The organism is Comamonas odontotermitis, from assembly GCF_040396735.1.
In the GTDB taxonomy this organism is placed as follows: Bacteria; Pseudomonadota; Gammaproteobacteria; order Burkholderiales; family Burkholderiaceae_C; genus Comamonas; species Comamonas odontotermitis_C.
The window spans coordinates 488,352-502,439 of sequence record NZ_JBEBNZ010000001.1; the positions used below are offsets into that span (position 1 = coordinate 488,352).

Consider the following 14,088-nt stretch of genomic DNA (forward strand, 5'->3'; position numbering starts at 1 on the left):
GTACCGAACTCGTAACTGGGCATGCGGACAATCCTTGGTCATACAAAACACCTAGGAGATGTCATGAAGCGTTTTGCCCCAGCTTGCCTCGTGCTTGTTCTCGCCACTGCTGGATTCGATGTCCATGCGGACACTGAGCTCGTCATTGCCACCGTGAACAACGGCCACATGATCGAGATGCAGAAGCTCACACCCTTCTTCGAAAAGGCCAATCCTGAGATCAAGCTCAAGTGGGTGACGCTGGAGGAGGGAACCCTGCGTCAGCGTGTGACGACCGATATCGCTACCAAAGGTGGGCAGTTCGATGTGATGACCATTGGCCTGTACGAAGCGCCGATCTGGTCGAAGAAAGGCTGGCTCAAACCCATAGCGACCGATGCCGCCTATGACGCGGACGACCTGTTGCCCGCCATCCGCAATGGCCTAAGCTACCAGGGGCAACTGTATGCGGCTCCCTTCTACGCAGAAAGCTCCATGCTCATGTACCGCAAGGATCTTGCTGACAAGGCGGGCGTCAAGTTCAGCGATCCGCCGACTTGGACAGAGGTCAAGGATTTTGCGACCAAGGCCAACGACCCCAAGGCGGGTGTATATGGCATCTGCCTTCGCGGCAAACCTGGTTGGGGCGACAACATGGCGCTTCTGACCACCCTGGTCAATACCAACGGTGGGCAGTGGTTCGACATGGCCTGGAAACCGCAGATCGACACCCAGCCATGGAAGGATGCAATCGGCTTTTACGTCGATCTGATGAAAAAGAATGGCCCGCCGGGCGCATCGGCCAACAGCTTCAACGAAAACCTGGCGCTCTTCAATGAAGGAAAGTGCGCCCAATGGGTAGATGCGACCATTGCTGCTTCTTTCATCTCCGATCCCAAGCAATCAAAGGTGGCCGACAAGGTGGCATATGCGCAGGCGCCGGTGGCTGTCACCCCCAAGGGGGCCAATTGGCTGTGGTCGTGGAATCTGGCCATTCCAGCCAGTTCATCCAAGGGCGAGGCAGCGCAGAAGTTCATCCGGTGGGCTACCTCCAAGGATTACATCAACCTGGTTGCCAGGGAGCACGGCTGGAGGGCAGTACCTACGGGTACGCGCAAATCGACGTACGCGAATCCGGAGTTCCAGAAGGTCGCCGGGTTCGCCGCAGCAGAGAAGCGCTCCATCGATGCGGCCAACCCCAATGCCGGAGAGAACACATTGCTTCCATCGCCCTATGCGGGCGTGCAGTACGCGGCCATTCCCGAGTTTCAGGCCATTGGCGTTGCAGTGGGCCAGCAGATGAGCGCGGCACTCGCGGGCAAAGTACCGGTCGAGCAGGCGCTCAAGACGTCGCAGGCGATGGCCGAGCGTGAAATGAAGAAGGGCGGTTACTACAAGTAAGCGCATCCGTGCTTCTTGCTTGCTTGTGCACTCCCTGTGGGATGCGCACCTGTCATATCCCTGCAGCCTTGGCTGCTGCGGGGATAGAGACAAAGCGTTTGAGAAGAGGCTGGAGCCTGTAGGTTGATGCGCCCCGCCAGCTCTCGCGCTCATGTTCATTGTTGTTAGCCGGAATGCCCTATGCAACGTCTGCTGCCCCGCGCCCTGATGGCGCCTGCCGTGATTGCGCTCCTTCTCTGGATGATCGTGCCACTGTTGATGACGCTGTATTTCTCGTTCATCAACTACAACCTGATGCAACCGGGTGAGCGCAGTTTTTCGGGTATTGAAAATTTTCAGTACTTCGTCACCGATCCCGATTTCTGGCCCGCCGTGTGGAACACGCTGCTGCTCATTGGCAGCGTGATCGGAATCACCGTAGTGCTGGGAGTGCTGCTGGCGCTCCTTGTCAACGAGCCTTTTCCGGGGCGCGGAGTCGTGCGGGTGTTGCTGATCTCGCCCTTTTTCGTCATGCCCGCGGTCAATGCGCTGTTGTGGAAGCACATGATGATGAATCCGATCTACGGGATTCTGGCCGATCTGTGGCGCAGCTTCGGGGCAGAACCGGTCGACTGGCTTACCGACTGGCCCTTGCTGTCGATCATCATCATGGTGTCCTGGCAGTGGCTGCCCTTCGCATGCTTGATCTTCATCACTTCGCTTCAGTCGCTGGATCGCGACCAGATGGAAGCTGCGCGCATGGATGGCGCGAGTGGACCGCAGCGCTTCTTCTACCTCATGCTTCCGCATCTGGGGCGGCCGATGGCGGTGGTCATCATGATCGAGATGATCTTTCTGCTCTCGGTCTTTGCCGAGATCGCCATCACCACCGGTGGCGGCCCGGGTAATGCCAGCACGAATATCACCTACATGATCTTCAAGCAGTCGCTGCTCAATTTTGACGTGGGTGTGGCCTCTGCCGGTGCGCTTTTTGCAGTGGTGCTGGCCAATATCGTCGCGGCTTTCTTGATTCGCATCATCGGAAAAAACCTGGATTGAGGAGCCCTGCATGTCATCCCACCCCTTTGCGCTCCGCACTCTTGTTCCCACCTTGGCCCGAACGGCGACTGCATGGGCGGTTTCGCTGCTGCTGTTCTTTCCGCTTGGCTGGCTGTTTCTCACGGCGTTCAAGACAGAGTTGCAGGCCATTGCCGTGCCGCCGCTCTTCGTCTTTGAGCCATCGCTGGAAAATTTTGCCGAAGTACAGCGCCGCAGCGATTACCTGCTGTATGCGCGCAACTCGCTTGTCACCAGTGTGGCCTCTACCCTCATCGGTCTGGCGATTGCATTGCCTGCGGCCTATTCGATGGCTTTCTTCCGTACCAGAAAGACGCGCGACATCCTGATGTGGATGCTCTCGACCAAGATGATGCCCGCGGTCGGTGCGCTGGTGCCTGTCTATGTGTTGGCGCAGACCGCAGGCATGCTCGACAGCCTGCCTGCATTGATCGTGGTATTTACCCTCTCCAATCTGCCCATCATGGTGTGGATGCTCTACACCAGCCTCAAGGACATTCCGCACGAAATTCTGGAAGCTGCACGCATGGATGGTGCCACGCTGTGGATGGAGTTCCGCCATGTGGTGATGCCGCTCATGGTGGGCGGCATGGCCTCCTGTGGCCTGCTGTGTCTGGTTCTGAGCTGGAACGAGGCTTTCTGGGCGCTGAACCTCACATCGGCCAAGGCAGGCACGCTGGCCACGCTGATCGCGTCGTACTCGAGCCCGGAGGGCCTGTTCTGGGCCAAGCTGTCGGCGGCTTCGCTGATGGCCATTGCCCCTATCGTGGTTTTTGGCTGGTTTTCGCAGAAACAACTGGTTCAGGGCCTCACCTTTGGTGCGGTCAAGTAACCGCAAGATGGAGACAACATCATGGCTTTCCTCCAACTCAAAAATATCCAGAAGAGCTTTGGCGATGCGCACATCATCAAGGGGGTGGATCTGTCGATTGAACAAGGCGAGTTCATCGTCTTCGTCGGCCCGTCAGGCTGCGGCAAATCGACCTTGCTGCGCCTGATTGCCGGCCTGGAGCCGGTCAGCAGCGGGCAGATGCTGCTGGATGGGCGTGACATCACCCACCTCCCCTCGGGTAAGCGGGATCTGGCGATGGTGTTCCAGAGCTACGCACTTTATCCGCACATGAGTGTGTTCGACAACATGTCCTTTGCGCTCAAGCTTGCCAAAGTTCCTGCGCAGGAGATCCGGCAGAAAGTCGAAGCTGCGGCCGACAAGCTCAATCTCTCCAAGTACCTGCAGCGCACGCCCAAAGAGCTTTCGGGTGGTCAGCGCCAGCGCGTGGCCATCGGGCGTGCCATCGTGCGCGCACCCAAGGTCTTTTTGTTTGATGAGCCGCTCTCCAACCTGGACGCTGCGTTGCGCGGCAATACACGGGTAGAGATCAAGAAGCTGCACGAATCATTGGGCGCCACGACGATCTACGTGACGCACGACCAGGTGGAAGCCATGACCCTGGCAGACAAGGTGGTGGTGTTCAAGGACGGGCTGATCGAGCAGGTGGGATCGCCGCTTGGACTGTACGACCGCCCGGCCAACCAGTTCGTTGCACAGTTCATCGGCATGCCATCGATGAACATGCTGCCAGCCAACGCGTTGCCCACGGTGTCGCAGCTGAGTGACGGCCGATTGCCGGCAGACGGATTTGTCGGCGTGCGGCCCGAGAGCGTTCGCATCCACCCAGGCGCAACCAGCGGTATGCCGGGGCGTGTGGAACTGGTGGAAGCGCTGGGGGCAGACACGCTGATCCACGTGAACATCGATGGCATCACCATGGTGGCGCGTCAGAACGATCGCACAACGCTGCATGCGGGCGACGGTGTGGGTGTGGAGGTGGATCCATCGATGCTGCACCTGTTCAACCGGGACGGCCGCAGCCTTTCCGTTGCGTGATTTTTTAGTCAGAATTTCTGGGAGGTCTTTGTGAAATCTTCTCCTGCACCCGCCGGTTTGGTGGTGCTTCATCTGGGATTGGGCTCCTTTCATCGCGCGCATCAAGCAGCGTACTTGCAGGCATTGCGCGGGGCGGGCGATATGCAATGGTCGCTGGCTGGCGCCAATCTACGGCCTGACATGGCTGACGTATTGAATGCGCTGCATTCGCAGGAGGGCGCTTACACGCTGGAAACCGTGTCTCCCGCAGGCGAGTACCGCTACGAGCGCATCGAAGCCATTCAGGAGATCATTCCTTATGTACCGGGTCAGGCCGCCATGCTGGCCCGAGGAGCCGATCCGGCTACACGCATCATCTCGTTCACCGTCACTGAGGCGGGCTATTACCTGAACCACGAGCATCGGCTGGATCTGAGCTACCCCGACCTGGTGGTAGATCTGGAATGCGCACGGCGCGGACAATTGCGCGCAGAAGGCACGACAATCTATGGCGCGATCACCGCCATTCTGCGCGCGCGCATGGCGGCCAAGGCCGGGCCGGTGACGCTGCTCAATTGCGACAATCTGCGCCACAACGGCGAGCGCTTTCGTGCCGGGCTGCTGGATTTTATTGAATACGCTGGAGATGCGCCGCTGCTGGCGTGGGCCCAGGCGCATACGGCCAGCCCCAACACCATGGTGGATCGCATCACGCCGCGCCCGCCCGCCGACTTGCGGGGCCGCGTGCGTCACGCCACTGGCTGGGATGATGCAGCGCCAGTCACCGCAGAGAGCTTCATTCAGTGGGTGATCGAGGATGATTTCATTGCTGGTCGCCCGGCCTGGGAGCGCGTGGGTGTGGAACTGGTGCAATCCGTGCAGCCATATGAAGAAGCCAAGATCCGCATTCTCAACGCCAGCCATAGCTGTATCGCATGGGCCGCTACGCTCCGCGGTCTGCAATACATCCACGAAGGCGTGCGTACGCCGGCCATTCGCCAGATGGCTTACGACTATGCCACCAACGATGCCATTCCCTGCCTGAGCCAACCCGGTCACGCCAGTCCCGTCGACTTGCCTGCCTACCGGGATGTGGTGCTGGAGCGTTTTTCCAACCCCGCCATCCGTGACACCAACCAGCGTGTGGCTGCCGATGGCTTTGCCAAAATTCCGGGCTTCATTGCACCCACCGTACGCGAGCGCCTGGCAGTGCATGCAAACATCGACAGCGTGGCCATGCTGCCTGCCCTGTTTCTTGCCGTTCTACAGCGCTGGCATACAGGGCAGTTGAGCTATACCTACCAGGACCAGAGCATGAATACAGCGGTAGCGCATGCCATCTGCGCTGCCACCGACCCTGTGGAGGCGCTGTGCGCCGACAAGATTTTGTGGGGCGATATCGCAGGCGATGCGCGTCTGACAGAGGCTGTGCGCCGCGCAGCCAGCCGGGTTGCACAGTTGCAGGCCGCAGCATGATACAGGCATGGACTGGCCTGACAGGGGGGCTTGTATGACAGCTTCAATGCGCATCGTTTTCATCGGCGAATCGCTGATCGACTTTACCGCTGCCAGTGGACTGGTTTTCCAGGGGCACGAAGGTGGCGCGCTCACCAACAGTGCGGTGGCCTGCGCGCGGCTGGGGCAACCGACAGGTTTTGTCACCCAGCTCTCGACCGATCTGTTTGGCGAGCGTCTGCTGGCTTATCTGCAAGCCAACGGCATCGACACCCGTTTTGTGCTGCGCAGCGACGCGCCCAGCACGCTGGCCTTTGTGGAGCGAACGACCACAAGCAACCGCTATGCCTTTTACATGCAGGGTACGGCAGACACGCTCTGGTCGCCAGTGGAGCTGCCCCTTCTGCCCGACAGTTGCCGCTGGCTGCATTTTGGATCGATCGCGCTGCTTCAGGAGCCGGCAGCCACCCGTATTACCGAATTCGTACAAGCACAACGCGGCCAGCGCATGGTGTTGTTCGACCCGAATGCACGGCCCAGCCTGATCGCCGATCCTCTCAGCTGGCGCAAGCGTTGCGAACGATGGTTTGCCGCCGCCGATGTGGTCAAGATGAGTGATGAAGATGCGGCACTGCTGATGCCCGGGCGGGGGCTCGCCGATGTGGCGGCCGATTGCTTGCGGCTTGGGCCGCGTGCCATAGTCATCACGCGCGGCGGAGAAGGGGCAACGCTGTATCGCCCGGGCACAACGCCATTGAATGTTGCATCGCCGACCGTCGAAGTGGCTGATACCATTGGTGCAGGTGATACCTTTGCTGCGGGCCTGTCGGTGGCTTTGCTGGAGCGTGGGGTTGAAGATGTTGCAGCCTTGGCGGCATTGTCCTCCGAGTGCTGGCGGGATGTTCTGAAGTTTGCCACTGCGGCAGCCGCCATCAACTGCATGCGTGAAGGCGCCGATCCGCCGCGCCGCGTGGAAGTGGATGCATTGCTGGCGAGCGGGAGCAATGCGTAAATGGAGCTGGCGTTGCTTGCCTGCAGTCTCTCATCCCAGCACAAGCAAAGACCTTGGGGTACAGCTGCAGATACCGTTTGGCAGAAATAGAAGGGAAGACAAAGTTTCATGGAGCAACGCAATCCTGGTCCGCAAAGCGGCTGGCACATCCGTGCACTGTGGCCCCAGAATTTGATGGCGGCCTTGTGATTTCCCGGCTTTGATGTCGCCATGAGCGCATTTCCACATCCTGTCCAGATACGCCCTCGCCAGCGCCAACCAGAATTGGAGCGTGAGTTTCTGCGCTCCCCGGCACTAGGCTATGAAACGCCTGAAGAGGCCGGCCTGGTGCGTTGTCTGGCGCATGGCTTTCCCACGCCATTGGCACGCTGGCATTTCCATGATGAGTACGAACTGCACCTCATCACGGCAACATCGGGAAAAGCCTTTATCGGAGACTGGATCGGCCCGTTTGAGCCGGGCCATCTGGTGTTGTGCGGGCCACGACTGCCACACAACTGGATATCGCTGGACACGGGTGGAAAAACGGTGGAAGAGCGCGATCTGGTTATCCAGTTTCTCCACGAACCCCTGCAAAGCGCAGGCGAGAGCATTCCCGAGTTGCATGATGTAATGCAACTCCTGAGCCGCGCACGCCATGGCGTGGAGTTCTTTGGCGTGTCCGAGCGTGCCCGCGCGCACTGGGACTTGATCAAGGCATCGCGTGGCATTCGGCGCTTTGGCCACTTCTGCGAGCTCATGGCCGATCTGACGCAATGCACGGATTATCGGCTGTTGTCCACCGTGCAAATGCAAGGTGACGGCGGCGCAGAGCAAGACCAGATCAGCCGGATCGTTGATCGCATCACCACCGATGTGGGCAGCTCGATCAGCATGGGCGATCTGGCGGCGGAGCTGGGTATGACGGAATCGCGCTTTTCTCGATTCTTTCGCCGCTCCACCGGCAACAGCTTTACCGATTTTGTCAATCGCGTGCGCATCAACAATGCATGCCACTTGCTGATGCAGACGGACCACTATGTCACGGACATTTGCTACCAGGTGGGCTTCAACAATGTGGCCAACTTCAATCGCCGCTTTCTGGAGATCAAGGGCATGACGCCGACCGAGTTCCGGCGGCAGGCAGACCACCGGTTCGGAGGCCAGCGCTGATGGTGCACCAGCGCCAGAGCTGCGAATGGCTGGCAAGACATTGCATGCACAGATTGCGCAACGCCGTCTCTCTTTGTATGAAGGATTGAACCCATGTATCTTGGGCTGGATCTGGGCACATCTGCGCTGAAGGCCTTGCTGCTGACGGATGAGGGCGACATCGTTGGCATCGCAGATGCGCCGCTTTCGGTCGATCACCCACAGCCGCTGTGGTCGGAACAACACCCCAGCCAATGGGCACAGGCCCTGGAGGTGGTGATGGCCGCGCTGGGCGGGCTTCACACGGATGCCTTGGCCAAGGTCAGAGGCATCGGCCTGTCAGGGCAGATGCATGGTGCTGTAGCGCTCGATGCTGCGGGCACAGTGTTGCGCCCCGCCATATTGTGGAACGATGGCCGCAGCGCCCCGCAGTGCATCAAACTCTGCCAGCGTGTGCCTCACCTGACCCGCATTGCAGGCAATCTGGCCATGCCTGGCTTCACGGCGCCCAAGCTGTTGTGGATGCGTGAGATGGAGCCCGCACTGTTCGCCCGCATCGCTCGCGTGCTATTGCCCAAGGATTGGTTGCGGCTGCTGCTCAGCGGCGATGCGGTGAGCGACATGTCGGATGCCTCCGGCACCCTGTGGCTGGATGTTGGGCAGCGCGATTGGTCGGATGAGCTGTTGGCTGCCACCGGCCTTACAAGGGCGCACATGCCGAAGCTGGTGGAAGGCAGCGACGCTGCAGCCTGGCTTCGGCCGGAACTGGCCAGGCGCTGGGGTGTCGGCACAGCGCACAAGAGTGGCGTGGTGATTGCGGGGGGCGGTGGCGACAATGCTGCCAGCGCGGTTGGCATGGGTGCGGTCAATCCGGGGCAGGGGTTTGTCTCCCTCGGTACGTCGGGGGTGATCTTCATCGCAGGCCAGCACTTTGCCCCGAACCCCGAGCAGGCCGTGCATGCCTTCTGCCATGCTGTGCCGGGCCGCTGGCACCAGATGTCGGTCATGCTTTCGGCGGCGAGTGCCGTGCGGTGGGCCGTTGGCACGCTGGGTTTCCAGGACGAAGCTGCGCTGCTCGCCGCTGCAGCGTCGCTGGACACCAACGCTCGTGCACATGCTCCGCTGTTTCTTCCCTACCTCTGCGGAGAGCGTTCTCCCCACAACGATCCCCACGCACAAGGCGTTCTGTTTGGCCTGACCCAGGCGCATGGCCGGGCAGACCTGGCGTACGCCGTTGTGGAGGGTGTGAGCATGGGCCTGCGCGATGGCCTGGATACGCTGGAGCGGCCTGCCGGTGCACTGGCGCTGGTGGGCGGGGGCGCACGCAGCGCCTGGTGGGCGCAATTGCTGGCGGACATCCTTGAAGCACCACTCACCTTGCACAAGGGGGGCGAAGCCGGCGGGGCGCTGGGAGCAGCCCGTTTGGCGCACCTGGCCGATGGAGGCAAGGCGAGCGCCGTGTGTACTACCCCTGCGGTGCGGCAGCGCTTTGAACCCGATTTCACGAAGGCTGAGAGCCACCAGAGGCGGCATATGCGGTTCAAGGCCTTGTATGCCGGACTGCGAGCGCACTTCACGCCAGAAGCGGGCGGCGTTGGTGGCTTGGAAAGCCAATAATTGTCTGCACCGATCACCAGGTTCCAATAGCCCTGGCAGCAGCCGATGCGCGCTGCAGAGGTATATGCGGCGCGCTGAACCCGCCTCGATATTGTGCGTATTTGGAACAAAGTCGCGCGCTATTGTCGTTTGACCTCGGACAAGGCGGCTTCTAGCATCATGCGCAGTGAATGGTAGTGCCTGATCAATGGAATGAAAATTTCCATTCCTGCCCATCCTGTCTTATTTTTCTGCTATTGAATTGATACTTTCAATGACTGCGTTTGTTCACCCCGATGAAGTTCGCGCGCGCTTTTCACGCGCCATGTCCGATATGTACCGCGAGGAAGTGCCGCAATACGGCTCCTTGATCGACCTGGTGGCCGACGTGAACGGGCAGGTGTTGCAGGCGCAGCCACAGCTGGCGGCAGCCATGCAGCAGGCCGATGAATTGGCGCGCCTGGATGTGGAGCGCCATGGCGCCATTCGCGTCGGCACGCAGCAGGAGCTGTCGACACTGCGCCGCCTGTTCGCCGTGATGGGCATGGAAGCCGTGGGCTACTACGATCTGTCGGTGGCCGGTGTGCCTGTGCATTCCACCGCCTTCCGGCCGGTCGCCACACAGTCGCTCAACCGCAATCCGTTTCGGGTGTTCACCTCGCTGCTGCGCCTGGACCTGATCGCCGATGCCGATTTGCGCAATGAGGCAGCCGCCATTCTGGCCAAACGCAATATCTTCACGGAACGGGCGCTGGCACTGGTTGCGCAGCATGAAGCCGCTGGTGGCCTGACGGACGCCGAAGCCACCGAGTTTGTGAACGAGGCGCTGGAAACCTTCCGCTGGCACAGCGAGGCCACTGTCGACGCGGCCACCTACGACAAGCTGCACAAGGCGCACCGCCTGATTGCCGATGTGGTCTGCTTCAAGGGCCCGCACATCAACCACCTGACGCCGCGTACGCTGGACATCGATGTTGCACAGGCGGGCATGCCGCAGCATGGCATGGATGCCAAGGACGTGGTCGAAGGTCCGCCGCGCCGCAATTGCCCGATTCTGCTGCGCCAGACCAGCTTCAAGGCGCTGCAGGAAAAGGTGAACTTTCCCGGCGGCGGCAGTGACCAGGGCACCCACACCGCGCGCTTTGGCGAGATTGAACAGCGCGGCGTGGCGCTTACCCGCAAGGGCCGTGCGCTGTATGACGAGCTGCTGGCCAATGTGCGCAGCATGGGCAATGCCGGCAGCGCCAGTACCAACTACCAGGATCGCCTGCAGACGGCGTTTGCGGCCTTCCCCGACACGCACGAAGCGATGCGCCAGCAGGGCCTGGCCTTTTACCGCTATGTGCTGCAAAACACCGATGCGGACCTGCCCCCAGATGCCGCTGATACCGATATCGAAGCGCTGATCGCAAGCGGCGTTGTCCGCGTCGAGCCCATCGTGTACGAAGATTTTCTGCCCGTCAGTGCGGCAGGCATCTTCCAGTCCAACCTGGGCGGCGAAGAGCAGAAGCATTACGCGGCCAACCAGGCCCAACAGGCTTTCGAAGCCGACCTGGGGGCCAAGGTGCACGACGAGATTGCGTTGTACCAATCGATGCAGGATGAGTCGCTGCGTGCTGTCCGCGCAGCACTGTCTGCCAATGCTGCAGAAAGCGTGGCCTGAGTCATGAGTGCAACCGAGGCAGTCAATACAGCGGACAACACGGCGCTGCTGGCCGAGCTGCATGCCATCGTGGGCGCTAGCGGTGTGCTGCAGGGGGCCGATATGTCCGCTTACGAAGAAGGCGCGCGCTACGGCCAGGGCCACGCGCGCCTGGTGGTGCGGCCGGCCAGTGTAGAGCAGGTACAGGCGGTGGTGCGCCTCTGCGCGGCGCAGCAGATTCCGCTCTTGCCGCAAGGAGCCAACACCGGCATGGTGGGGGCCAGCACGCCCGACATGAGTGGCACGCAGATCGTGCTGAACCTGTCGCGCCTGCGCGCCACCTGCGAGGTGGATGCCGCCAACCGCAGCGTGGTGGTGGATGCCGGCGTCACTCTGCAGGAGTTGAATGACAAGCTGGAGCCGCATGGCCTGTGGTTTCCCATCGACCTGGGCGCCAATCCATCGATTGGCGGCATGATTGCCACCAACACCGGCGGCACGCGCCTGATCCGCTACGGCGATGTGCGCGCCAACCTGATGGCGGTGCAGGCCGTGCTGATGGACCCTCCTGGTGAGGTGGTGGAGCTCGGCCGCGCGCTGCGCAAGAACAATACAGGCGTGGACTGGAAGCAGCTGCTGGTGGGGGGCTCAGGCGCTGGCGCCATCGTCACGCAGGCCACGATACAGGTGCATGCGCGCCCCACGCAGCGGGCCACAGCGTTGGTGGTACCCGCATCGGACGAAGCCGTGATGGAACTGCTGCAGGCCATGGAGCGTGATCTGGGCGACTGGCTGGCCGCGTTCGAAGGCATCTCCGGCAACGCCATGCAGGCTGCCATTGACCATGTGCCCAATCTGCGCAACCCATTTGCGCCCGAAGATGCACCCGATTACGCGATCCTGATCGAGCTGGAGGCCAATGCGGCCACCAAGTACAGCAATCTGGATCTGCAGGAGGCACTGAATGGCTTTCTAGAAGACCAGTTCGAATCGACCATCGTCAACGCGGCGCTGGGCAACGCGCAAGAGCTCTGGCACCTGCGCCACAGCATCAGCGAAGGCGCGCGTGCGCTGGGCAAGCCGATTGCGTTCGACGTTTCCGTACCGCGCTCGCGCATCATGGAATTCTGCCGCCAGGGCCGCGCATTGGTGGCGCGCGACTACCCATTCCTCACGGTGGTGGACTTTGGCCACATTGCCGATGGCGGCGTGCATTTCAATGTCATCTGGCGCAAGGATGCTGCTGAGCCCTACGACGCAGCGGTGGTGCAGCGCCTGCGCGATGCGATCTACACGATGGTGGTGCAGGATTTTGGTGGTAGCTACAGCGCCGAGCATGGCGTGGGCCCGCACAACATCGCTTACTACCGGCAATTCACACCTGCGCTGCTGCAGCAATGGGCCGATGGCTGGCGCGAGCGGCTCGATCCGCAGCGCCTGTGCGGCACGGTGGATCTGGGTGTGGCCAAGTAAGGAAATAGGAAATAGGGCGCGCGCAGTCTGGCAGATGCTTTCAAGAGCACCGCTGACAGCGTGCACCTTGCCTCACTCTGCAATATGAGAATTGCCTAAAACCGATAGAGACAGGCGCCAAAGGGGCGTTTTTTGATGTGACCGGGGCACGAGCCTGGTGTGCCGCATGCCTGTACGGACCAGATTTCCTATTCAAGAACAACAAGGAGACACGCAACCATGTCATTTTTCCGATTCACCCCGGCATTCGCCAATCCGCAGGGCTCGCCAATCCGCGAACTGTTTCCCTACCTCAGCCGCCCCGGCATGATCTCGCTGGCGGGCGGTTATCCATCGCCCAGCCTGTTTGACCAGGAGGGGCTCGCAGCAGCGGCGGCCCAGGCCATGACCACGGGAGCCACCGCGCTGCAGTATGGCGCCACCGAAGGCTCACCCGCACTGCGTGAGCAGTTGGCCGCACAGTGCCAGGCGCGCGGCATCCGCTGTGCTGCCGGCGACGTACTGGTGACCACCGGCTCCCAGCAGGGCTTCGACCTGTTGTTGCGGGTGCTGGTGCAGCCCGGCGATGTGGTGTGTGTGGAAACACCTGCCTATCCGGCCACCATTGCGGCGTTGCGCCAGGCCGGTGCCCGTATCCTGAGCACGCCGGTGGATGGGCACGGCCTCAACGTGGATGCATTGCAGGTGCTGCTGGAAGAGCTGCCTGCGGATGAGCGTCCGCGTCTCCTCTACACCGTGCCCAATTTCTCCAACCCGTGCGGCACCTTGCTGACGCAGGAGCGGCGGATCAGGCTGGTGCAACTGGCACTGCAGTACGGCTTTGTCGTGGTGGAGGATGATCCTTACGGCGAACTGGCCTTTACCGGCGAGCGCCCCGCGTCGGTTTATGCAGCGGCGCAGCAGCTGCTGCAAGAGCAGAGAGGCGAGGTGGAAGGAGAGAACCCAGTCGTATACCTGTCGAGCCTCTCCAAAACCGTGGCACCCGGCTTGCGCGTGGGCTGGATGGTGGCAGATCCCGCTGTGCTGCGCCGCTGCGTTGTGGCCAAACAGACCAACGACTTGTGCACCTCGCCGCTGGCGCAGGCGGTGGCGGCGAGCTACCTGCAGTCGGGCCGCTACGCCCAGGCGGTGGCTACGGCTTGTGCCGAGTACCGGCGCCGCATGCAGGCGCTGACCGATGGCATGAAGGCGAAATTGGGGAATCTGGTGCAGTTTGTGCAGCCAGCGGGCGGCATGTTTGTCTGGCTCACATTCGACAAAGGCATTGATCCGCAAAAGCTGTTTGATGCAGCGGTTGCTGCCAATGTGATCTTTGTGCCCGGCAAGGCCTTTTATGCCGACAACGCCGATCTGCACTCCATGCGCCTGTCCTTCGCTGCACCGGATGTGGCGCAGATCGAGCAGGCCGTGGAGCGCCTGGCACAGGCATTCGAAAAGGCGCGATAAAGGCAGGTTCCGGGCTTCGGCTCTTTGGCA

At 61.2% G+C, this 14,088-nt stretch carries 11 protein-coding genes; all 11 read left to right on the forward strand.

Annotation, left to right across the window (positions count from 1 at the left end; translation table 11 throughout):
• The first annotated feature begins 63 nt into the window (after positions 1-63).
• The 11 genes from ACH2DG_RS02105 to ACH2DG_RS02155 all read left to right on the forward strand — a co-directional run bounded on the left by ACH2DG_RS02105 (position 64) and on the right by ACH2DG_RS02155 (position 14,058).
• Positions 64-1,380 carry an ABC transporter substrate-binding protein gene (locus ACH2DG_RS02105; protein WP_395024056.1) on the forward strand — a complete coding sequence of 439 codons (1,317 nt, stop codon included), beginning with the start codon at positions 64-66 and terminating at the stop codon, positions 1,378-1,380.
• A 180-nt stretch (positions 1,381-1,560) separates the two neighbouring features.
• On the forward strand, positions 1,561-2,418 hold the full coding sequence (locus ACH2DG_RS02110) for a carbohydrate ABC transporter permease (protein ID WP_395024057.1): 858 nt from the start codon (positions 1,561-1,563) through the stop codon (positions 2,416-2,418).
• Between the two features lie 10 nt (positions 2,419-2,428).
• Positions 2,429-3,268 (forward strand): carbohydrate ABC transporter permease, encoded by an 840-nt coding sequence (locus tag ACH2DG_RS02115; RefSeq protein WP_395024058.1) that lies wholly within the window; start codon positions 2,429-2,431, stop codon positions 3,266-3,268.
• A 21-nt stretch (positions 3,269-3,289) separates the two neighbouring features.
• Positions 3,290-4,324, forward strand: a complete 1,035-nt coding sequence (locus tag ACH2DG_RS02120) for an ABC transporter ATP-binding protein (RefSeq protein ID WP_395024059.1) — start codon at positions 3,290-3,292, stop codon at positions 4,322-4,324.
• Positions 4,325-4,387: 63 nt separating this feature from the next.
• Entirely contained in the window at positions 4,388-5,779 is a 1,392-nt protein-coding gene (gene dalD, locus ACH2DG_RS02125) for a D-arabinitol 4-dehydrogenase (RefSeq protein ID WP_395024130.1), read from the forward strand.
• 46 nt (positions 5,780-5,825) lie between these two features.
• On the forward strand, positions 5,826-6,770 hold the full coding sequence (locus ACH2DG_RS02130) for a carbohydrate kinase (RefSeq protein ID WP_395024131.1): 945 nt from the start codon (positions 5,826-5,828) through the stop codon (positions 6,768-6,770).
• Between the two features lie 210 nt (positions 6,771-6,980).
• Entirely contained in the window at positions 6,981-7,922 is a 942-nt protein-coding gene (locus ACH2DG_RS02135; protein ID WP_395024060.1) for an AraC family transcriptional regulator, read from the forward strand.
• Positions 7,923-8,015: 93 nt separating this feature from the next.
• A complete protein-coding gene (gene xylB, locus ACH2DG_RS02140) occupies positions 8,016-9,518 on the forward strand; it encodes a xylulokinase (protein WP_395024061.1) in 1,503 nt (500 codons plus the stop codon).
• A gap of 253 nt (positions 9,519-9,771) precedes the next feature.
• Positions 9,772-11,160: a VOC family protein gene (locus ACH2DG_RS02145; RefSeq protein WP_395024062.1), complete on the forward strand. Its 1,389-nt coding sequence runs from the start codon at positions 9,772-9,774 to the stop codon at positions 11,158-11,160.
• A 3-nt stretch (positions 11,161-11,163) separates the two neighbouring features.
• A complete protein-coding gene (locus ACH2DG_RS02150) occupies positions 11,164-12,612 on the forward strand; it encodes an FAD-binding oxidoreductase (RefSeq protein WP_395024063.1) in 1,449 nt (482 codons plus the stop codon).
• 219 nt (positions 12,613-12,831) lie between these two features.
• Positions 12,832-14,058 (forward strand): PLP-dependent aminotransferase family protein, encoded by a 1,227-nt coding sequence (locus ACH2DG_RS02155; RefSeq protein ID WP_395024064.1) that lies wholly within the window; start codon positions 12,832-12,834, stop codon positions 14,056-14,058.
• Positions 14,059-14,088 lie beyond the last annotated feature (30 nt).

Coding starts and splice junctions, on each gene's coding strand:
- ACH2DG_RS02145 (WP_395024062.1), top strand. CDS start 9,772: ATGACTGCGTTTGTTCACCCCGATGAAGTTCGCGCGCGCTTTTCACGC.
- ACH2DG_RS02130 (WP_395024131.1), top strand. CDS start 5,826: ATGCGCATCGTTTTCATCGGCGAATCGCTGATCGACTTTACCGCTGCC.
- ACH2DG_RS02110 (WP_395024057.1), top strand. CDS start 1,561: ATGCAACGTCTGCTGCCCCGCGCCCTGATGGCGCCTGCCGTGATTGCG.
- ACH2DG_RS02120 (WP_395024059.1), top strand. CDS start 3,290: ATGGCTTTCCTCCAACTCAAAAATATCCAGAAGAGCTTTGGCGATGCG.
- ACH2DG_RS02135 (WP_395024060.1), top strand. CDS start 6,981: ATGAGCGCATTTCCACATCCTGTCCAGATACGCCCTCGCCAGCGCCAA.
- ACH2DG_RS02150 (WP_395024063.1), top strand. CDS start 11,164: ATGAGTGCAACCGAGGCAGTCAATACAGCGGACAACACGGCGCTGCTG.
- ACH2DG_RS02105 (WP_395024056.1), top strand. CDS start 64: ATGAAGCGTTTTGCCCCAGCTTGCCTCGTGCTTGTTCTCGCCACTGCT.
- xylB (WP_395024061.1), top strand. CDS start 8,016: ATGTATCTTGGGCTGGATCTGGGCACATCTGCGCTGAAGGCCTTGCTG.
- ACH2DG_RS02115 (WP_395024058.1), top strand. CDS start 2,429: ATGTCATCCCACCCCTTTGCGCTCCGCACTCTTGTTCCCACCTTGGCC.
- ACH2DG_RS02155 (WP_395024064.1), top strand. CDS start 12,832: ATGTCATTTTTCCGATTCACCCCGGCATTCGCCAATCCGCAGGGCTCG.